This window comes from Capsulimonas corticalis (genome assembly GCF_003574315.2).
GTDB lineage: Bacteria > Armatimonadota > Armatimonadia > Armatimonadales > Capsulimonadaceae > Capsulimonas > Capsulimonas corticalis.
Genome location: NZ_AP025739.1, coordinates 2,913,940 through 2,933,833, shown reverse-complemented (window position 1 = coordinate 2,933,833; position 19,894 = coordinate 2,913,940). Strand labels below are relative to the sequence as shown.

At 61.3% G+C, this 19,894-nt stretch carries 15 protein-coding genes; 6 read left to right on the top strand and 9 right to left on the bottom strand.

Going from position 1 to position 19,894, the window contains the following annotated elements; genetic code table 11:
- Positions 1-93 precede the first annotated feature (93 nt).
- A complete protein-coding gene (locus tag D5261_RS12510) occupies positions 94-1,053 on the top strand; it encodes an MBL fold metallo-hydrolase (protein WP_119321358.1) in 960 nt (319 codons plus the stop codon).
- Between the two features lie 94 nt (positions 1,054-1,147).
- On the opposite strand, the gene D5261_RS12505 is transcribed toward D5261_RS12510, so the two are convergent.
- Positions 1,148-2,974 carry a glycoside hydrolase family 2 protein gene (locus D5261_RS12505; RefSeq protein WP_119321357.1) on the bottom strand — a complete coding sequence of 609 codons (1,827 nt, stop codon included), beginning with the start codon at positions 2,972-2,974 and terminating at the stop codon, positions 1,148-1,150.
- Positions 2,975-3,056: 82 nt separating this feature from the next.
- Between D5261_RS12505 and D5261_RS12500 the strand changes: the two genes are divergently transcribed.
- Positions 3,057-3,920, top strand: a complete 864-nt coding sequence (locus D5261_RS12500) for a helix-turn-helix transcriptional regulator (protein ID WP_119321356.1) — start codon at positions 3,057-3,059, stop codon at positions 3,918-3,920.
- A gap of 13 nt (positions 3,921-3,933) precedes the next feature.
- On the opposite strand, the gene D5261_RS12495 is transcribed toward D5261_RS12500, so the two are convergent.
- Both D5261_RS12495 and D5261_RS12490 read right to left on the bottom strand, forming a co-directional pair.
- On the bottom strand, positions 3,934-4,842 hold the full coding sequence (locus D5261_RS12495) for a sulfotransferase family 2 domain-containing protein (RefSeq protein ID WP_165864181.1): 909 nt from the start codon (positions 4,840-4,842) through the stop codon (positions 3,934-3,936).
- 273 nt (positions 4,843-5,115) lie between these two features.
- Positions 5,116-6,030 carry a sulfotransferase family 2 domain-containing protein gene (locus D5261_RS12490; RefSeq protein ID WP_119321354.1) on the bottom strand — a complete coding sequence of 305 codons (915 nt, stop codon included), beginning with the start codon at positions 6,028-6,030 and terminating at the stop codon, positions 5,116-5,118.
- 357 nt (positions 6,031-6,387) lie between these two features.
- Here D5261_RS12490 and D5261_RS12485 point away from each other — a divergent pair, with 357 nt between their 5' ends.
- From D5261_RS12485 to D5261_RS12475, 3 genes are read left to right on the top strand one after another with little or no spacing between them, the layout of a single operon-like run.
- Positions 6,388-7,791, top strand: coding sequence for a type II secretion system protein GspD (locus D5261_RS12485; protein ID WP_119321353.1), 1,404 nt, complete (start codon positions 6,388-6,390; stop codon positions 7,789-7,791).
- On the top strand, positions 7,788-9,518 hold the full coding sequence (locus tag D5261_RS12480; RefSeq protein ID WP_119321352.1) for a type II secretion system protein GspD: 1,731 nt from the start codon (positions 7,788-7,790) through the stop codon (positions 9,516-9,518). Before D5261_RS12485 ends, D5261_RS12480 begins: the two co-directional genes overlap by 4 nt.
- A gap of 56 nt (positions 9,519-9,574) precedes the next feature.
- Positions 9,575-11,236, top strand: coding sequence for a type II secretion system protein GspD (locus tag D5261_RS12475; protein ID WP_119321351.1), 1,662 nt, complete (start codon positions 9,575-9,577; stop codon positions 11,234-11,236).
- Positions 11,237-11,393: 157 nt separating this feature from the next.
- Here the strand turns inward: D5261_RS12475 and D5261_RS12470 are convergent, their stop codons facing one another.
- The 3 genes from D5261_RS12470 to D5261_RS12460 all read right to left on the bottom strand — a co-directional run bounded on the left by D5261_RS12470 (position 11,394) and on the right by D5261_RS12460 (position 14,564).
- Positions 11,394-12,122 (bottom strand): SGNH/GDSL hydrolase family protein, encoded by a 729-nt coding sequence (locus D5261_RS12470; protein WP_165864180.1) that lies wholly within the window; start codon positions 12,120-12,122, stop codon positions 11,394-11,396.
- A gap of 18 nt (positions 12,123-12,140) precedes the next feature.
- The gene (locus tag D5261_RS12465) at positions 12,141-12,941 is read right to left on the bottom strand and encodes a GDSL-type esterase/lipase family protein (protein ID WP_119321349.1); all 801 of its coding nucleotides are present in this window, start codon (positions 12,939-12,941) and stop codon (positions 12,141-12,143) included.
- Positions 12,942-13,082: 141 nt separating this feature from the next.
- Positions 13,083-14,564, bottom strand: a complete 1,482-nt coding sequence (locus tag D5261_RS12460) for a sialate O-acetylesterase (RefSeq protein ID WP_119321348.1) — start codon at positions 14,562-14,564, stop codon at positions 13,083-13,085.
- 216 nt (positions 14,565-14,780) lie between these two features.
- On the opposite strand from D5261_RS12460, the gene D5261_RS12455 reads away from it, so the two are divergent.
- Complete coding sequence (locus D5261_RS12455; RefSeq protein WP_119321347.1) at positions 14,781-15,044, top strand: hypothetical protein; 264 nt, start codon at positions 14,781-14,783, stop codon at positions 15,042-15,044.
- Between the two features lie 18 nt (positions 15,045-15,062).
- Here the strand turns inward: D5261_RS12455 and D5261_RS12450 are convergent, their stop codons facing one another.
- The 3 genes from D5261_RS12450 to D5261_RS12440 form a co-directional block, all read right to left on the bottom strand.
- Positions 15,063-16,346 (bottom strand): hypothetical protein, encoded by a 1,284-nt coding sequence (locus D5261_RS12450; protein WP_119321346.1) that lies wholly within the window; start codon positions 16,344-16,346, stop codon positions 15,063-15,065.
- 62 nt (positions 16,347-16,408) lie between these two features.
- Positions 16,409-17,581, bottom strand: a complete 1,173-nt coding sequence (locus D5261_RS12445) for a GntR family transcriptional regulator (RefSeq protein WP_165864179.1) — start codon at positions 17,579-17,581, stop codon at positions 16,409-16,411.
- A gap of 103 nt (positions 17,582-17,684) precedes the next feature.
- Positions 17,685-19,784 carry a glycoside hydrolase family 31 protein gene (locus D5261_RS12440; protein ID WP_165864178.1) on the bottom strand — a complete coding sequence of 700 codons (2,100 nt, stop codon included), beginning with the start codon at positions 19,782-19,784 and terminating at the stop codon, positions 17,685-17,687.
- Positions 19,785-19,894 lie beyond the last annotated feature (110 nt).

The following is a 19,894-nucleotide window of genomic DNA, read 5'->3' as shown; positions in this document are numbered from 1 at the left end:
GTAAAGGCTTAGCTCCGAAGCAGCCGCCAGGGCCGAAAGGCTCTGGCGGCTGTGTGCGCGTCAGACACACATTCCCACCGAGGAGATCACCGCATGATGAATCGACGTGAACTGCTGCGCGGCGCTGTTGGTCTCGCCGGCGCTTTGGCGCTGGGAGGCCTTGATGCGCCCCGGTCCCAAGCCGCGCCCGGCCCACATATTCCGCCCGTCATCGACTTCGACCATAACGAAGCGAAACTTCAGCCGATTTCCAAAAACCTCTATTTACTCGCGGGCCTGGGCGGAAACATCCTGATCCTCGTCGGCGACGCCAAGACGACGATCGTCGATAGCGGCGTTCCCACACGATCGCAGGATATCGCTAAGGCCATCGCGAGCGTCAGCCCCCATCCCGTCACCACGCTCATCAACTCGCACTGGCACTTCGATCATACCGGCGGCAATGCGTATATGGCCGGCAAGGGCGCGCACATCATCGGGCATGAAAACGTGCGCCGCCGCCTTTCCCGCCCCGAAGCGATCGACCTGCTGCACGCGAAGTTCCCCGCCCAGCCAAAGATCGCCTGGCCCGTCGAAACATTCACCGTCGCCAAAACGATCTCGGCCGGATCGGAAGAAGTGCGGATTCGGCATGTCGCGCCCGCGCACACCGACAGCGACAGCATTATCCATCTGCCCGGCGCCAATGTCGTCCACGCCGCCGATCTCTTCTTCAATGGCTTCTACCCCTTTATCGATTATAACAGCGGCGGCTGGATCGGCGGCATGATCGCGGGACTGGACCACGTGCTCTCGCTCTCCGACGCGCACACGAAAATCATCCCGGGACACGGCCCGCTCGCCACGCGCGCGGAAGTCCAGAGCGCCCGAGACATGCTCGCGACGGTGCGCGGGCGGATCCAGCCGATGGTGAGCGCGCGCAAGACGCTCGATCAGGTCATCGCCGCCAAGCCCACCCGCGATCTTGACGCGAAATGGGGCGGCGTCGTGCTCTCCGGCGATATGTTCACCCAGGATGTGTATGAAGGATTGAAGCGGCGTTTGCGCGCCTGAAGCCTCGACGGAAGTCTTCGCCCTAGCATCAAAACCAGAATCAAAAATCGCCGCCGGCCTGTACAGGCCGGCGGCGATTTTTCGTTGGGCAATGTTATTCGGCGGATTCGATCGCGGCCTTTTTGGTCTGAATCGCGTGGATACGCGCGATATCGAACTTGGGCTTGCGGTCGAAGGTGTAGATGCCGTTTTCCTCAGGGTAGATGTCCGTCAGCTGCGTGTAGCAGTAGGCGAACATATTCTCGTTGAGGAGATAGAGATCGCAGGTCTTTTCAAAGCGATGGTGCAGATTTTCCAGGGACTCGGGGTCCGAGCCGTAGCCCCAGCTGGCGTCGCGCTGTTCGAAGTCCGTGGAGACTTCCTTCGGATTCCAGCGGAAGCCGCCGAACTCGCTGACAAAGTACGGCTGGCCGTTGTATGGAACGGAGTTGGGCTGCTGCCCTTTGTCGCTGTTGAAGTTGATGTAGACGACGCCTTCGCCCACTTTCGAGTATCGCTCGATGCGGGTCGCGAGTCCCTCTTCGAAGCCTTCCATGATGTAGTCGTGGGCGTCGTAGATATCGGCCTCCCGCACGCGGTGCGAGTAGCCCGAGGTATCCAGAACGGGGCGGCTTGTGTCCATCGCCTTGGTCGCCAGGAACATGGCGCGAGTGGCGTCGTCGAGGGTCGTGATCGTGTCGCTGATATTCTGCCAAGTCTCGTTGAGCGGGCACCAGCCGATGATGCTCGGGTGCGAGTAGTCGCGCTCCAGAACCTCCAGCCACTGAGTCGCGTAGGTAATGCCCATCTGCTGATGGTCGTGGCTCGGGCCAAAGCCGCCGCAGCCCCAGTCGGCGAATTCACCCCACACCAGATACCCCATCCGGTCGGCGTGGTAGAGGAACCGCTCCTCGAAGACTTTTTGATGCAGCCGGGCGCCGTTAAACCCGGCGTCGAGCGACATCTGGATATCGGCGATCAGCGCGTCCTCCGTCGGCGCGGTCATCACGCCGTCGGGATAGTAGCCCTGGTCCAGAATAAGCCGCTGGAAGACGACCTTGCCGTTAAGCTTAACCTTCAGACCATCGATCGCGACGCTGCGCATGCCGGCGTAGCTCTCCGCGCGATCGACCACGGCGCCCGAGGCGTCCAGGATCTCCAGAGTCAGATCGTAAAGGAAGGGATCTTCCGGTCCCCAGAGACGAAGGCGGTCTTCCGGGATGCGCAGGTCCAGGTTGACGGCGAGGTCCAGATCGGCGCGGCACTCGGCCTGAGCGATAACGCCGTCGCCGTCGCTGACGCTGGCGCGGACACGGTAGCCGGGCCGGTTATTCGTGATCTGCTGCTGGATCCGAAGCGTGCTGTTCGCCACATCGGGCGTGATGCGCGGGCGCTTCAGGGAAACATCGGCGACGGGCTCCAGCCAGACGGACTGCCAGATGCCGGTGGTGCGCGTGTACAGACAGGCGTAAGGAGCGTACTTCGTGGCCTGCTTGCCGCGCGGCTGCGCCGTGCGGTAGTCGTCGCGGGCGCGGACGACGATGGTGACGGTCTCGCCCGGCGCGGCTACGCCGTTGAGGTCGCAGCTAAACGGCGAGAAGCCGCCGCGATGCCGGCCAACTTCGACGCCGTTCGCCCAAACGGTGGTGTCGTAATCCACGGCCTGGAAGTGGAGCAGAACGCGCTTGCCGCTCCATTCGCTCGGAAGCGTCACGACGCGGCGATACCATACGGCCAGCATGAAATCCTTGTGATCGACGCCGGAAAGCGGCGATTCCGGACAGAACGGGACCGTGATCCGCTGCTCCAGCGCACGCTCCCGCAGGCCGCGGTCCAGACCGCTGTCGCCGTTGTCGATCTCAAACTCCCATTCGCCGTTCAGGCTGAGCCATTCCGACCGGACAAACTGCGGACGCGGATATTCCGCGCGTGGGATACTCATCATTGCGCTCCTTCGTCAAAACAACTCTGTGTTGCTCGTAAAACTGCATTCTGGGGATTATAATAACATTGACGGAGTAACAATGTCCATGCTTGAAATCAACCAAATCCTTTGCGAAAAGCACATCGTCGGCGCGGAAACACAGGAATGGCTGGTCAGCTATCAGGAATGCCCCCCGCTGCGAATGTACGGGATCGCCCTCGTCGGCACCACGCAGGCCGGGCCTTACTTTCATTTTGAGCGCCCCGATCCAACGATGACTCAGCTGCTCGTCGGCATTGAGGGCGAGGGGGAAATCTGGATGGACGGCGATTGGCGGCCGTTTGAGGCCGGCAACGCCTTTTTCACGCCGGCGCGCGCTCCGCATGGGTACCGCGCGATCCCCGGCCGTCCCTGGCGTGTTTGCTGGGTGATCTATACGACCGAGTTCAAGCACGCGCCCACGCTGGGGATCGAAAAACCATTGGTGGCTCCCGTGGATGTGGGGCCGATCTCCTCCGCGATACAAAACCTCCACCGCGAGACCATGGGCCAGGCGGAGCCGGCGCTGCTGCGCGACTGGGCGTCCCTGACCCACGCCTACGCACAGCGGGCCATCGCGCCGAGCGGGCGCCTTCAGCCTCTCTGGAGCGTGGTTGGGCTCGACCTCGCCTACCCTTGGTCCGTGGAGGAGCTCGCCGATCGCGCCGGCATGAGCCTGGAGCACCTGCGCCGCCTCTGCCACAAGGAGATCGACCGCAGCCCGATGCGCTATGTCGCCGAGCTGCGCATGCGCCAGGCCGCCGCCCTGCTCGCCGCCGAATCGTACACCATTGAAGAGATCGCCGCCCGCGTCGGCTACGAAAACCCCTTCGCATTCAGCACGGCGTTCAAGCGCTGTGTGGGACATAGCCCCTCGCAATATCGGGGGAAAATTACCGGAAAAGAAGTCGGCGAGTTCGTGTAAATACGAGAAGAGTTTACAGCAGGATGTCAGGGCTGGAGGAACGATGGGGCTGCTTGCTCTTGATTCGCACGTCCTCAGTGGGCTTAGGCCGGCAAACGCTGAAACATTTACTGAGATTACTGCGCAGATTCGCAGCGTGCGCGTACTGTCGGTTTCCAATCAGAAAACGTCGCTTTCGAGATTCCCAGTCCGGAAGCGTCGCTTGAAGCTGCTGTTCCAACCGTTGCTGCGCGAAGTGATAAAGCTCCATATCGACGGCGTTCCGCGATTCGATCACTCGAATGACTTCATTGGAAATCTCAGTGCGCAGAGGCTTATTGCTTCCCACATTGGCGTCTCGGAAATAAGGGTGAGCCCAACCATTCTGATGCGCCATCAGCAATAGAGAATCGACAAACCGCTCGGCGGTGCCGACACAGCTGAAATGCCGGTCGATATTGTCCAGGGCCTTCCGCAGCATTTCGGCGTCAGAACAATTGATACCACGCCCCGCGATCATTCGTGTTTGACCATTTTCCAGCTCTTCAGTAATATTTCCAGAAACGTAGGCCGCCAGGTCAATGCGCCCGGAAATGATCTGCTGATGGAGGTAGTGGTGTGGCGTACGAAGAACATAGTAGTAGTGCGAGAGAATGCGGTCGACAGGGTGGCGCACAAAAGTCACGTAGTGCGCCGGCTTAGGAAGAAGACGATGTACGCCGTAGTCGAAATGACCAACCAGTGCGGAAATTTTCCGTTTGCGATCGACACTCAGATTCTGGATCGTCGTTTCAAGAGGGACGCTGCCCTGAGAAACGATCCATTCCATCCCGGCTTTTCCATAGCAATGCTGAAGAATTTGCCCGAAGGTCGTTCCCGCGCTTTTCGGGATGTGGAGAAATATCACACAGTCGTCTTTAGCGTTGTCGCCTTTTATATTCATAGTTGGTCGCCGGGAGCTCATATCAAATCCCTGAGCTCTAAAAACTCACAGCCGTAACTTGAGAATATCAGCGATGCACTAGAGGAGAACGTTCGCACGATCTAATTTTTCTCAGATTAGGAAGTCATAATGTTCCCAGCCTCAATCCATTTCTACCGCAAAACAATGAAGATATAATAAACTTCTGATTCTCATCACAACAATAGCAACAAAACTCCAGACCGCGCTTGGCCTGGAGTTTTGTCGAATCGAACGGTAATCGGACCGAAATTGTCACAGCAGCGTGTTCATTGTCGATTGCGGCTGCAATGCGGACTGTGTGTGCATCCCGCCTTTCAACAGGCGGATGCTGGCGCCGACGCCTCGGCGGATCAGGTTCTTTGCCTGGGCGACCCGGGCGTACTGATGGTTTCGCCACAAGAAGCGCTCGGTCTGGGTCTTCCAATCGGGCATGGATGCGTCGAGCTGTTCGGTCAAACGCGTTTGCGCGTAGCGATACAGCTCCATATCACAGTGGTTACGGCCTTCGATGATCGCGATGACCTCATCGGAGACAGCGCTGTTGCGCGGCTTGTTCGCCCCGATATTCACGTCCTGGTAGTAGGGAATGCTCCATCCGCGCAGGTGCGAGATCAGCAGGACCGACTCCGCGAACCGCTCGGTGACGCCGATGCAGGCGAAGTGCTGGTCGATGTTGCGGTAAGCCGTCTCCAGCATCTCCGCGTCCGATTCATACACCCCGTTGCCGGCGATCATTCGGGTCTGATCGTTTTCGAGCTCCAGGGAGAGATCGCTTGCGGCGTACGCCGCAAGGTCCATTTTCTTCGAACGGACTTCGTCGTGGAGGTAGTGCTGCGGATTGCGTAGGACGTGGTAGTAGTGGGAGACAATGCGATCGACGGGATGGCGCATGAATGTCACGTAGCGGGCGGGTTTGGGAAGCAATCGATGCCCGCCGAAATTGATATGCCCCATCACGGCGCCGACCTCCGCCTTGCGCGTGGAGCTCAGCGCCTCAAAGGCCTCATCGGCCGACATCGCGCCTTCACTGCCGAGCCACTCCAGTGAACCGCCGGGATAACGCTGCTGAAGGATCTGAGCAAACGTCGTGCCGGCGGCTTTGGGAATGTGCAGGAATATCAAACAGTCGTCGTTATCTTTGTTTTCTTTGTTATCAACGCCATTCATATGTGTCCCCTTCACTTTAAGACGCCGGCTATCGCCTCAGGGGCGAAGACAGCGATTGTCGCTTCAATGCCTGCGCGGTGTCACGATCTCCCGCAAGCAGGATCCGAGGTCCGGAGAGCCAAGAAATTTGACGCTGATTATTTACGGATGTTCATTATCAGGCGCCATAATTTTATGAACGGATTTTATGAAGAAATTATGAAACCGAGCCGTATTATTGCGATTCTTCGAATAAATTTCCTCCCGCGTACGCGCGCTCACAGAATCAAAATCGGCGAAACATTTCGATAGGGGAAAGGTCCAATAGCGGGCGCCCAAGCATTTCGAACACTTTGCCTCGCTGAGAAAGATATTCCGTTGCGTTTTCGAATTTCGCCATTCTTCCGTTCTCTCGCCGCCGCCGGCGTCGCTTTCTCGCTGCTGCACCCGGTCGCGCCGGTCCGGGCGCAATCCCCGGACGATGGCTCGTCCCCCACAGCCGGGGATCCGCTGCCGAAACGCGGATCGTACTCCGTCACGGGAACGGCGGACCGGGTGACCGTGTCCGCCGTCGGCGTCGACGCCCAGGAGCTCTTCACGGCGCTCGCGGCGAAGACCAACCTGCCGCTGGTGATCGACGACACTGTCTCCCGGCGGCTGACGATCAATATCATCGATCGGCCCGCGCGCGAGGTGGTGGAGGATATCGTCAGCGCCTACGGCCTCTCGTCGGCCACGGTGGACGGGGTCATCATGATCTCCGAAGGGATCCCCAGGTCGCCGTCTTCTTATTTGCTCTCGGACATCGCCTCCGTGCAGACAAAGTATGTAGACGCCAACAACGCCCGCAACCTGCTGCCGGTCTTTTTGCAGGACTATGTTAAGGTCAACTCCGAGCAGAACAGCGTCATTCTCTCGGCGCCCACCGAGGTGCTGCAAAAGTTTCGAGGCGATATCGCGCAGTTCGATATCCCCGCCTCGCAGATCGTCGTGGACTTGCTGCTCGTCGAAGTCACCAAGACCAGCGCCGACCAGCTGGGATTGACGACAAATTGGCAGAACGCGAGCCGGGGGATCGCCATCGATCCGGGCGCGGGAAGCGTTTTGTTCAAAAGCGTGACCAACCTGCCGACCTCATTCAGCGCCACGCTCACGGCGCTGCAGGAAAAGGGGCTGGCGAAGGTCCGGGCGAATCCCCACATCGCCACGCTGTCCGGACGCCGAGCCAGCGTCTTCGTCGGCACGCAGCGCTACCTCGCCACTCCAATCGACAGCGGCGGCGGCGAGCGCAACAATATCGACGCCGGCGTGCGCCTGAACATCACGCCTTACACTGGCGGACAGGGCCAGATTTTGGTGGACGTGGACGCCGAGGTGTCCACGCTCTCGGCGCTGGATCCGATTACCCACCTACCGGAAAAAGGAACGCGGACCGCGAATACCGCGGTGCGCGTCAACGACGGCCAAACGATCGTCATCGGCGGCCTCACCCAGCAGGAGACGCGCGATGTCCACACCAAAGTCCCGTTTCTGGGCGACATCCCGCTGATCGGTCCGCTCTTCTTCCAAACCAAAAATGTGACGACATCGCAAACCGAGCTGATGCTGCTGATCACGCCGCGCCTGCTCTCGGACACGGGGCATCTTCCGGATGCGGAGGAAAAGGCGGTCAAGCAGCGTTTTCTCGACAATGGGGTTTCTCAGCAGCCGATCGATCTGCAAAAAGAGATGGGGGACGCCGTTCCGGCGATTCCCGCCGCCACGGATAAGGCCGCTCATTGACGCCGCGACGACCCAACATATCGACGCTTCTCGCCGTTTGCGCCCTGTTCTTCATGATAGCCGGAACGGCGGCGCGGGCGGAGCTGGCGAAGTCGTTTTATAACGTCACCAGCATCCGGTCCGAGGTGCTGCCGAACGCGGTCAAGATCACGATCCAAACCGACGGCGTGGTGCAGTACGGGTTCGACGCCGCCACGTTCACGCCGGACGGCAACGCGGGCAACTCGCAGGCGACCACTTCATTCAAGCTGCGGCTGCTCAACGCCCGGGCGCGCGTCCCGTCGTTCGTGGAGCTGGGACAGTACCCCGTCGACTCGGCGCAGGTCTCGCTGGGAACCGAGCCGCTGGGTTCGCCGTACGGCATCTGGTATGACGATCCGAACCAGCTCAAAGTGGACATCGTCCTGCGCTTCTATGTCCCGGTGACTCTGCGCCAATACGATGTGGGCGACTGGGAAGACCCGACGCCGGCGGTGCTGGGACCGCGCGAAGTCGAGGTCAAACGAGGCCCGGACCGGCGCTCGATCGTCGTGACCGTCATCACGGACCGCAACGGCGGCGCGCATGGGACGCCGCTGGCGCGCTCGCCGGCCGCCGATCAGAAGCACGCCCTAAGCGTCACCCCCGTGGCGGGGGCGCGGGGACGCCTGCGAGTCAGCGCCCTGCACGCGCGCCTGGCGGACCTCGCGAACGCGGTTTCACAGCAGCAGCCCGCGCTGCCCTTGATCACGCAGACGGACGCCGCGAATACGGACATCTCGATGTTCCTTCCCAGCTGCTCGGCCGAGGAGCTGATGGGAGCGCTGGCGACCAGTTACGGGGTAAACGCATCGCCGCGCGGCGCGGAGGAAGGCGGCGGCTGGGTGATCGGGCGCGGAGAAGCGTCGGCCGTCACCGAGATCCTGCCGCTGCGCTATCTGGCGCCCGCCGACGCGCGTCTGCTGTTCCCGGACTTCCTGCTGCCGTTCGTGCGCGCCGATATCGAACACAACGCCCTGGTCGTCACCGGCTCCCCCGCCCTCGTCGCAAAGCTGCGCCGGGACCTCACGGTGGTGGATCTGCCCCGGCCCCAGGTGCGCGTGGAAGCGACCGCCTGGGAGTTCACCTCGACGGCGGACGCCGATTACGCCTTGCGGGCGACACGCACGCTTTCATCGCAGTCCCTCGCCGTGGACGGAGAAGCCGGCGAGTTTGATTTGATCCTGAAGCCCGATCAAGTCAAGGCGTTCAGCGCCGTCGCGACCGCGCTCGCGCGCAAAGGCCGCGCCCGGCTGGCGTCCAAGCCCAACATCCTGGCCGCCTCCGGCGCGCAGGCGACCTTGTTTTTGGGCCAGAGCCGATACATCCAGGTTTTGCAGTCCACCTGGCAGGGGCAGCAGCCCACCGCGATCAAGCTTCAGATCGGGACAACCCTGAGCGTCCGCCCAACGGTGGAATCCGACGACCGGGTCCTGCTGCGATTGACGCCGAAATTTTCGACCGTCGACGCGATCGAGCCAGGCACCGGACTGCCGACCATCGGCACGCGCGAATTTGACACACGCGTACAGCTGCGCCCCGGCGACACGTTGATCGTGTCCGGCCTCGACGTCAATCTGGACTCAGACACCCAAAAACGTCTGTCTCCGCTGGCGCGCATCCCAATTTTAGGCGCGCTCTTCGGCGCGCGCCACTCAACCCGGGAACGGACACAATTTATCCTGCTGGTGACAGCGCGGCGGGAGTGACCCGAAGCGGGAATAGAGCCGCCAGCAGCATCAGTATTTGACGACAAGGACGCACTATGCGATTTTTTCGATTAGCCATATTTCTCCTGCTCGCGACCTTGCTTCTGCCCATGGCGGGCAAATCGCAAGGCGGGCAGTCTTATACAACCATCACCAGCCTCACCTTTTCTCCGCTCTCCAACGGCGTGCAGATCAAGGTGAAGGCGGATGGGATCCTGCAAATGCGCATTGTGGGCAACGACAATGGGGGAACCGTGTACGGCGCGCGCATGGAGTTTTCGTTTCCCGACGCCCGTAACGGCATCGGCAAAAACTTCTTCACGAGCAAGCTCTACCCGATCTCCTACGCCCAGCTTTCGACGGCGCCGGGCGCTAAAAACGGCATTGGGCTTAGCCTCGTCGTCAGCAATCTGATCAACACTCAGGCGTCGGTGACGAAGATGGATGACGGCGAAGGCGTTCTGATTACCGTCCAGTCCGACCGGACGGTCGAGCGCTCCGGGCGCGTCAAAGGCGGAGCGGCGGAGGATGGCGGCGCGCAGAGCGGCGCGACGGATACGTCCACACGCGTCCGATTCAAAAACGGCAAGCTGACGCTGCGCGCCGTCGGCGCGGACATCCATCAGTTCATGAGCGCAATCGCGCAGACGACGGGATTCTCGATCGCCGTGGATGACGCCGTGGACCGCAAGGTCAGCATCAATCTCCAGGATATCGATCCCACCGCCGCGCTCCAGACCATCGCGACCGCCTACGGTCTGGCCATCTCGCGCATCGGCGGAATCTACATGATGAGCGAGGGCGTTCCGACGGACCTCGCCACATACCATCTGTCCGGCACGCAGTCCTATCGGATGCAGAACACGCAGGCGGGCATCGCGTCCGGCCTGCTGCCGAACTTCCTGTACTCCTACGCGCACGTCAACTCCGAGCAGAACGCCGTCGTGGTGACGGCGCCGTCGCAGATGCTGGCGAAGATCGGGGCCGACCTGAACAAGGTGGATATCCCCTCCCCCGAAATCTCCATCGAGGCAATCGCCGTCGAGTTCACGGACACCAAGAACCTCAATGTCGGTCTCAATCTGACAAATCAGCAGAGCGCGATCTTCGACAGCATTGACGTTCCGAACGGCGTCATCACCTACAACACCTTCGGAAAGCTGCCGGTCGATTTCGAGGCCAGCCTGAGCGCCTTAGAGCTCAAAGGCAAGGCGCGGGTCCGCGCCCGTCCCCGCATGGCCGCCGTCAACGGCCGCACGGCGAACATCTTCATCGGCGCCCAGCGCTTCATCCTGACCCAGTTCAACCAGTCCGGGCAGACCCAGACCCGCATTCAGCCTGTCGACGTCGGCGTCAAGCTCTCCGTCACCCCGCTCACCGGAGGCAATGGCGAGATCACCATCCACGTCGCTCCCGAGGTCTCCAACATCACCGAACTGGATTTACAGACCGGCCTCCCCGTCCTGTCCACGCGACGCGCCGACACCACCGTCCGCGTTAAAGACGGCGAAACCATCGCCATCGGCGGCCTGAGCCTGGACCAAGAACAGACCACCCGCACCAAGATCCCGCTCCTGGGCGACCTGCCCCTCATCGGCAACCTGTTCCGATCCAAAAACGACAGCCAGGTCAAAACCGAACTCGTCGTCTTCGTCACCCCGCACATTCTGACAGCAGCAGATCTTTCGACAGCGCCGCCGGCGCCCAAGGGGAAGTAATATCTTCCGAGAGAAACGGAAGAGCGCCGACTGATGCGAGCCGCTTGAACAACGGCATATTATTTTTGAAGTGTGCTATGAGTTCAAACGTTTATGTGACGCAGCATCAAAAAGAACATGTTATTCAAAAAGCGCGATGCAATCACGGCGCAAAACCTCAAGGATGCTGCGCTTCTCTTGCCGGGCGGCCGGCGATCTTTGTGACGGCTTTTGCCGCAGCCTCGCCCACGAGCTGGTAGCCGGCGTCGGTCAGATGCGTGTGGTCCGCGCCAAAGTAGAGGGTGTTGTATTCGGAGCCCCGCGCGCCAAGGCGTGGATCGGCTTGAAGGTCGACAATCCCGTCGGCGAACTGCCGCCAGTTGCGGCGCACCAGGAGATCGTACTGGATCGCCTTGGCTTCAAAGTCCTTCGCATAGGACGGATACGCGGCCATCGGGAGCGTGACGACCAGGATCTTCCAGGGATGCGCGGCCTTGCGCGCCCGGCAGTACGCCTCCACATGGGCGAACGCCGCCGCTCCGTCCTCGTGATAGATCCCCATGTTGTTGGTGCCGCCCATGATGATCAGCACATTTTCCTTCAAGCTGGGATCGAAGAGCGGATCGACGTGGGCCTTCGCGTCGTTGCTGATCCCCTCAGTCGGCCAGCCGGGAAGCCCCACGTTGGTCACCCTCCAGCTTTCGCCAAGCCGCGCGGCGAGCACGCCCGGATAGGTCGTTCCCGTCGCTGTCCCCTCTCCCTTCGACGCATGCGAGCCGAACGTCAGGCTGTCGCCGTTGCAGACGACCTGCGCCGGCGCGGCTTGCGCGTTCGTGACGCCCTGCGCTGAGATCAGCGAGACGGCGGAGGCGGCGACCGAAAGGGCCAGAAGATTGAATTTGAACATAACACTGTTTCTACGCATTTACTGCGGTTTGGAAGCGGGAAGGCGCTGTACGCCCTCCATATCGGCCAGGGCTAAAATTCGCGGCTTGATGATGGATGTCCACACTTTATAGCCTTCGGTGTTGAAGTGCAGACCGTCCGATCGCAGCAAGCTGGGCTGCGGCTGGCCGTCGGGGGTCAGGATCTGCGAGTGAGAATTGATAAAGTTCAGCTTCTCGGTCTTGGAGCCGGTCGCCAGGGTGAACTCTTCAATGAGGTGGTTCGTTTCCAGGATATCGGCTTCTTGCTTCCAGCGCGCCACGGTGGGATTGATGGAGAGATAGACGATCCGGGTATCCGGCAGCGCCGCGTGGATCTTGGCGACAAAGTCCTTGTAGTCCTGAAGGACCTGCTGGGGATTCTTGCCGCCATAGGCCAGGTCGTTGGTTCCCGCGAAAAAGACGATCATCTTCGGCTTATACGGGATCGCGATCCGATCGGCGTAGTGCGTGCTGTCCTGAATCAGCGAACCGCCGAACCCGCGATTGATGACCGGGATCTCCGGAAAATCCTGCGCCAGCGTCGTCCACAGCCGAATACTCGAACTGCCCAAAAACAGCACCGCGCCGCTGGGCGGCATTTGTTTTTGATCGGCCGTCAGAAACGCGTTGATCTCCGGAGCCGAGCCCTCATTGGCGGGGATGGGAGTAAAATTCGGCGCCGCGTCCGCCAGAGCCGTATTGCCGCCCCCGGGACCGAGCATCACGCCGCCGACAACCAGGGCGTTCACCGCCAGCGCGAAGGTCAAGAGATTACGGGACTTCGCGTGAAATTTGTTCATCTGTTCTCATTTACCTTTTGTTCTTGGACGCCGTTTCGGCTGGAAATTAGTAATAAATTACCATGGCGGGCTCCTGATGTCAACCGGTAAAGCGTGCGAACGAGTATCATCTTGTGACATTGGCGGCGAACCCGGCGCCCATTATTTGGCGTCGGGATCGGTGCGAAATGGCGAGGCGGGCAAGCCGGCGGCGTTGTAAAGCGCGGCGCGCGGATTGTTCGACCATGCGAATCGCGCATAAACCGGCGACGGAACGTCCACACTGCGGAGCGTTACCTTGTTTCCGTCGATTTGCGGCGTCGCCCAGTGAAACTTGCGATCGGCGTCCGCGACGGCGAAGACGCGGCTTTCGTCCCCTTTCAAATTCAGCCCCTGCGCGTGATCGAACGTCAGCTCAACAGCCCCCTTCACCACCTTCGCGCCACGCAGCGCTGGACCGCTGCTGTCGACTTTGACGCCGTACGTATGATCCAGAGCGCTCATCGCCAGCCGCAAGCCGGCCTCTTGCTTGTTGCGAAAATGAACGTTTTTCTCTTCACCGAGATCGATCACCACGACCAGATGCGTATGGGGGAGACGCTGCGCAGTCTGGAGCTGCGCTTCCCGCAAATGGGGCCACGGATCGTCGCTGGGGGCATCGTCCGGAGCCTTGAAACTGGACAACTGCACGATATGGAACGGCGTCCGCGCGCCGAAGTGCGCGCGCCAATCGTTCACGAGAACCGGCAGCAGCGTCCGATATTGCTCGGCTTCAGCCGCCGTATCGGCGTTGGATTCGCCCTGATACCAGATGACGCCTTTGATTTGGACGGGCAGCAGCGGAGCGATCTTGCCGTTGAAGAGCACTTCGGGCGCGTTGGGATTGTCGAGATGCGGCGGCGTTCCCGCTGCGCTTTCACTTTGTTTCAGCGCGTCCACCGCCGGCTTGAAATCGGACATCGCGGCCAGCGCCGGCCCGCTCACCCAGGATTGCCCGGGCGTCCCGCTCCAGGAGTCGTCGATCAGGCCGATGGGAACGTTCAGGTCGTGGTGGAGTTTGCGTCCGAAGAAGTAACCGACCGCCGAAAAGCGGGCCACGGTTTGCGGCGAGCAGACCTGCCATGCCCCGGTGGTTTCAAAGGTCTGTATAGAAGTAGCTTTGATCGCATTGGGGACTTGCAGCAATCGGATATTAGGATAATTGGCGGCGGCGATTTCGGCCTCGGGGTTATTGGCGCCGTACAGATCGTACGCCATGTTCGACTGCCCGCCGCACAGCCAGACATCGCCAAACATCACATTCTGGCGCGTGGCGACTTCGCCCGCCCCCGAGCCCATCACACTGAGCAGGTGCGGGCCGCCCGCCGCGTGCGGCGCGAGAGAGACCATCCAGCGGCCGTCGCTCCCCGCGCGCGCCGTTTGCTGTTTATCTCCGTCCAATTGGACGACAACCTGCCCTTGCGGCTCCGTCCAGCCCCAAATGGGGACCGGACGGTCACGCTGCAGCACCGCGTTGTCGGAAAACAGCGGGTGCAAGAGCGGCTTCATGTCCACGCGGGCCGCCTCCTGCGCATGGACGCCGTCACTCATGCCGGCAATCATCAGCCCCACGCATAAGGTTCGTAAAATCGTATTTTTTGTCATCGGTGATTCCGTATTGCGCGCTCACGCCTCCCTCAAAATGGATCCATTTCATTTTAATGGTACCACACATTTGCGATAAAAAAGGCTCCATTTATTTTGAAAATAATACGGGCGAACACTCATTTGACGGCCCGCCGCTTGATGAGCTTTGTAGCAAAGGGAAAATATCATAGCAGGCGCGCTTCAAATCGTGGTATATCCCCTCTGAGGTGTGATATGAATTCCACGGTTTCGGTAACGCGGCGTCACGAGGATCGAGTCATTCAGGAAGCGCGGACACGCAATGTCAGCCCCCAGCAGTTGGTGGATCAGCTATTGGAGGAGGGGCTGCAGCGTCTCACGCGGGAAAACAACGCCATTGAGGCGCGGCGCGAGGCCGCGCAGCATGCCTGGGAAGAAAAGCTTCGAATTACCGGAGTCCGCGCCGGCGTAACGCTCTCGGGCGAGGCCGCCCAGCGCGAGTGTTTTTATGAAGATTGACCGTGGCGCGCCAGAATGCTACTCCGCGCGCGATGTCCAATGAAGAACGCCGTGCTGAGCGATCGTCCCGCGTGGAAAGAGCGACAGCAGGACGTCCCATTTGTAGAGGCTTGTTTCCTGCTCCTCTTCGGCGCTCAGCCGCGCTAATACATCATATTCCCCGGGCGGCGTCTGGAATCCCACATCGTCTTTGGCGCTGGTGACGGAGTTGGGGAAGAGCGTTCCTTTGCGTCCCGTCGCGGTTCCATCGGTTTCATTCGGAAGCACCCGCAGCGGAAACGCCACCACATTCCCCGTCGTCAGATCCTCCGGAAGCTGGCTGGGATACTCGATACGGATCGTCGAGTACCCGCTGGACAAACCGGCGAGCGCGACGAGGCTCGGGTACGGCTCTCCGGGCGCGGGAACGGGCGGCGCCGCGCCGGTCCAGAGGTTCAGCTCCCATTCCGGCTCGTATCGCTCGTCGTCGCCGGGCTCAAAGGAGAGCGTGCTGTAGAACACGGACTTCTCCAGAGCCTGGGGATATTCAAAACTGTCCTCAGGAGTTTCGATCCGATCGACCCACCGGCAAAGCATCTCTCCGACCGTCGCGCGCCGCTCTCCGGGGTCTATCGCGGAAGTCGACGCCAGCGCGCCGCCATACGCCAATTGCGCCGTGGATGTCAGGGACAGCACGCCGTGCAGCGATGTATTGAGCCAGGTCGCGCACTGCTTCCAGGCGCGAAGCTGCGCGAGCGCCACATCGGCCATTCCGCGCCGATGCGCGATATCGGCGTAAATCAGATGGACATCGATCAGAGAATGCCCGAACTTCCCGGGAGCCTCGATAAAGGCGTCGAACTTCGGCAGAGCCTCCAGCTCCGAGGACGATGTGCGCTCGCCTCCCGTGGGCCTCGCCTTATCCAGACCGGCGCGGAGATGGGCGAGCGGGCGGAAGAACAGCGGGGTGGCGTACTTCCACATCAGAAGCATCTGATACGCCCTCAAATCACGGCGCCGCACGCGCTCTTCCAAAGATCGGATGCCGGCGCCCTGAGATTGGTGGTATTCTCCGGCCAGGTCGGGATATCGTCCGTGAAAGCAAAACGAAGTCACGAGGCAGTCGGCTTGGTCTCGAAACTGTTCGGGAACAGGCAGCAGTCCGGAGTACGCAAGCCGCCAGACAACAAACGCCTCGTCGTTCGCGCCGATCAGCGCGAGGTATCCCGCGATGTCGTCCAGCTTGGCCCAGAGGGAGCGAGGCAGAACGCTGTCGATCTCCGCGATCGCATCCAGGAAGTTCTCGTCGTTCAGAATGCTCATGTCCGTCCCATCGGTCGTGGCTGGCCCATCGAAGATCGCTCATCCGCGATTGGCGGCGGCGGTTAGGGCGCGGGGGCGCTGCTGCTTTCCCGTACGATCAGTTGCGCGGGGAGTTCGACGGATTGTGTGGGGGCGCAGGGATTTTGCAGACGGTTCAGGAGCACGTCCACGGCTTTACGCCCGATCCCTTCGTAGGGCTGCGCGACCGTGGTCAGCCCCACCCCATTGGAAAGGGTCAGCGCAATGTTGTCAAAGCCGGTCAGCGCGACATCGCCCGGCACGGAAAGGCCGATCTCGGACAGCCGCCCCATCAGATCCACCGCGGAGTAGTCGTTGAAAACGACCGCCGCCGTGGGGCGCTCGTCTTTGGGCAGGCGAAAGACCGCGTCGATTGAAGTCCAGGGCTGGACCAAACCCGCCGTGGGAATGCACAGCACAAGCTCGTTGAGACCGGCCGCGCGCATGGCGTCGATATACCCCTGCACGCGGTCCTGAACCGGGCGGATGTGCTCGTTCTTCGTGACGTAGGCGATCCGGCGATGGCCCGCCTCAACCAGATGCGTGACCGTCTCGTACATCGCCCCGTAGTTATCCACCCCGACATAGTCGGTATCGACGCCGTCGACCTGCCGGTCGATGGTGACGAGGGGGATCTTGCGGCGCACCTCCTCCACCAGCTCCCGGTTGTACCGATACGCGTAGGGATAGAAGATGGCGCCGCCGAAACCACGGTTGATGATATAGCGCAGGTGTTCGGCTTCGCGCACCGCGTTTTCCTTGTCGGACGTAATCCGCCCGCCAAGCTCCACGTAGACCGTGTGGTATCCAGCCTCCGCGAGCGCCTGATTCATGCCCCAAAAGATGCGCTGCTGCGAGGTAAAGGTCCGCTCGAACTGATCGTTGCCGTGCCACATCAGCAGCGCGATGATCTTCGAGTAGGAGTGAGACGCTTCGGGCTCGGCGGCGGCGTTTTTCGGCGTGTCGTCGCTGATCGGCCCGATGATCGGTCGGCAGTGCGGCCGGCGGACGATCAGGCCGCTCTCGACCAACTGCTGAATCGCGGTGCGGATCACGCGCCGATCCACGCCGAGCCCTTCGGCGAGCGACCGTTCGGAAGGGAGCCAGTCTCCCGCCTTGTAGTTCCCCGATTGGATCTGATCGCGTAGGGCGCTCACCACGGAGTTCGTCGGATTCTTCAAGGATGGCGCAAACATCGCCGTCTCTAGTGGTGTCATTGTTGATATTATATCACCAGTCAGCTTTTTTTGGCGCCATTTTTTTGGCGCCATTTTGAACTTGCAATCTGTGCCCTCTCAGCGCCGACGCCTCTTGCCCGCGCTACAACCGAATCTGCGTCGCGCTCCCCGTGTAGACGGCGCTTTTGCGGACGCCGCCCGGCAGGACGACATTGAGATGGCGCGCGACAAGCATTCCCGGGAACGATCCGGCGCGGGCGCCGACGGTCAGTGTCTTTGTCCGGTCGTCCCAGCGCATGGGGATGCGGCTGGAAGCGCCGGTTTGGTAGGCGTAGGTGTCTCCGTCATCTTCGTAAAGTGTGAAGGAGGCGTCCGCGCCGGGGTAGACGCGCACTTCCAGGGGATCTTCGGCGCCCAGGCTTGTGGACTGGATCACCGGGCCGAGCGGCAGGATCGTCCCTGCCCGCACATACGCCGGGATCGTGTCCAGCGCGGCCTGGATGTGCTGGATTTGGCCGCCGTCCACGCCGGCGCCGGTGTTGAAGTCGTACCAACGCCCGGCAGGCAGAGTGATGTCGCGCGCGCCGCCTTCGGCCAGGACCGGCGCGGCCAGCAGGCGATTACCCACCATCCATTCGTCTTTCAGATTTTGTGTCTTCTCGTCGTTCGGGAACTCCAGAAAGAGCGGACGCATGATCGGCGCGCCTGTGGCCTCGGTCTGCGCGGCCAGCGTGTAGAAGTACGGAATCAGGCGGTAACGCAGCTCGATAGCTTTCTTGGTCGCGGCCTCCACGTCAGCGCCGAAGGCCCACGGCCAGCGCGGCGAGCCGAGAGTGCCGTGGGCGCGCATGATGGGAATGAAGACGCCTTGCTCGATCCAGCGAGCGTACAGCTCCGGCGACGGCGTGCTCTGGAAGCCACCGATGTCCTCCGCGATGTACGGCATCCCGGCCATGCTCCAGTTCAGCAGCGTTCCCGGCTGATTTTGCAGCGTCGACCAATCGGAATCGATGTCGCCGGTCCAGACAGTTCCCCCATAGCGCTGCATGCCGGGAGCCCAGGCGCGGTTGATGGACCAGACACGGCGCGGCGTCATCACGCGCGTTCCTTCCCACTCGGTCCGGGCCATCAGGAATCCCTCATCCGCGCTTTGTTCGATCTCATCGTTCCACCAGCCGTCGGCGCCCGCCTGCACGAGCGGAATATGATGGCTCCACCACCAGTAACCGGCGGCGGGGACGTCGAACCGCAGGTCGGTCCCAAGCGGACTGCTCAGCACCCATCCCTGATTGCGCGCGAAGTCCAGATTGGCGCCGGTGACGCGCGGCTTGCGGATCCCCACAAAATGCAGTCCGAGCTGTTTCATCTTGGGGAGGATGTCCGAGGGGAACTTCTTCGGATTGAATTCCCAATCGTTCTGAAACCAGTCGTAATCGTAGATAAAGGTATCCACCGGAATCTTTCGATCCCGGAACTGGCTCCATTTGTCCTGCACGTCGGCGGCGTCATCATAGCCCCAGCGGCTTTGCATAAAGCCGAAGGTCCAGCGCGGCGGGATCGGCGCCCGGCCGGTCAGACGCGAGAAGGCGTCCAGCAGACCGTAACCATTCGGCGCGACGCTCAAATACAAATCCAGATACGGCGCCGGCGTCGTCCAGGTCAGCGTCCCGGCGTCGTCGCGCCACGTGCCGCCCGTCAGGTTGTTGGCGACAAACAGGCTCCAGCCGCCGGTGGACCAGAGAAACGGAACGCGCGTGTATCCGTTCCCCACGGCGGTCGTTCCAGCGGGATGCGTCAGGTCGCCCGAATGGTTCCGGCTTTCGTTGCCTGCCCCATAAAACCGCTCGGCCTTGTCGTGCGCCAGCGTCAGCGTCACGGCGCCGTCGGCCGCCCCCAGCGTCCCCGGCGACAGCAGCGCATGCCCAAGATGGTCCAGCAAGCGCACCCGGCCATCCGCCTGGACTTCCAGCGTTCCCTCCGCCGTCTTGACCGTCACCGCGCCGCCCGCGCCGCGCCGCACGGCGGCCCTGGCCCAGGGCGCCGTTTCCGCCACAAACGGGCTGACCGGCGGAGCGGCGCCGTCTATCGGAAAAGCGACGAGGTGGAATGTGCTGGGATCGACCGCGCTGACGGTAATTTTGAGGTTCGGCGCGCTGATGGTTTCCTCCCCGGCGGCCTGGGCCACGCTGGACAGGGACAGCAAACAAAGCGCGAGGAATGGGGCGAAATGTGTCGAGGGCATCGTATGGAGAACCATTTCCTTCAAAGTAATTTTCGACGTAACAAGAGTAGCATAATCATGTGAGCAAATGGCCTCTCTTCTTGGCGATTCACATGGGTAGATCTTCGTGA

Coding starts and splice junctions, on each gene's coding strand:
- D5261_RS12510 (WP_119321358.1), top strand. CDS start 94: ATGATGAATCGACGTGAACTGCTGCGCGGCGCTGTTGGTCTCGCCGGC.
- D5261_RS12505 (WP_119321357.1), bottom strand. CDS start 2,974: ATGAGTATCCCACGCGCGGAATATCCGCGTCCGCAGTTTGTCCGGTCG.
- D5261_RS12500 (WP_119321356.1), top strand. CDS start 3,057: ATGTCCATGCTTGAAATCAACCAAATCCTTTGCGAAAAGCACATCGTC.
- D5261_RS12495 (WP_165864181.1), bottom strand. CDS start 4,842: ATGAATATAAAAGGCGACAACGCTAAAGACGACTGTGTGATATTTCTC.
- D5261_RS12490 (WP_119321354.1), bottom strand. CDS start 6,030: ATGAATGGCGTTGATAACAAAGAAAACAAAGATAACGACGACTGTTTG.
- D5261_RS12475 (WP_119321351.1), top strand. CDS start 9,575: ATGCGATTTTTTCGATTAGCCATATTTCTCCTGCTCGCGACCTTGCTT.
- D5261_RS12470 (WP_165864180.1), bottom strand. CDS start 12,122: ATGTTCAAATTCAATCTTCTGGCCCTTTCGGTCGCCGCCTCCGCCGTC.
- D5261_RS12465 (WP_119321349.1), bottom strand. CDS start 12,941: ATGAACAAATTTCACGCGAAGTCCCGTAATCTCTTGACCTTCGCGCTG.
- D5261_RS12460 (WP_119321348.1), bottom strand. CDS start 14,564: ATGACAAAAAATACGATTTTACGAACCTTATGCGTGGGGCTGATGATT.
- D5261_RS12455 (WP_119321347.1), top strand. CDS start 14,781: ATGAATTCCACGGTTTCGGTAACGCGGCGTCACGAGGATCGAGTCATT.
- D5261_RS12450 (WP_119321346.1), bottom strand. CDS start 16,346: ATGAGCATTCTGAACGACGAGAACTTCCTGGATGCGATCGCGGAGATC.
- D5261_RS12445 (WP_165864179.1), bottom strand. CDS start 17,581: ATGACACCACTAGAGACGGCGATGTTTGCGCCATCCTTGAAGAATCCG.
- D5261_RS12440 (WP_165864178.1), bottom strand. CDS start 19,784: ATGCCCTCGACACATTTCGCCCCATTCCTCGCGCTTTGTTTGCTGTCC.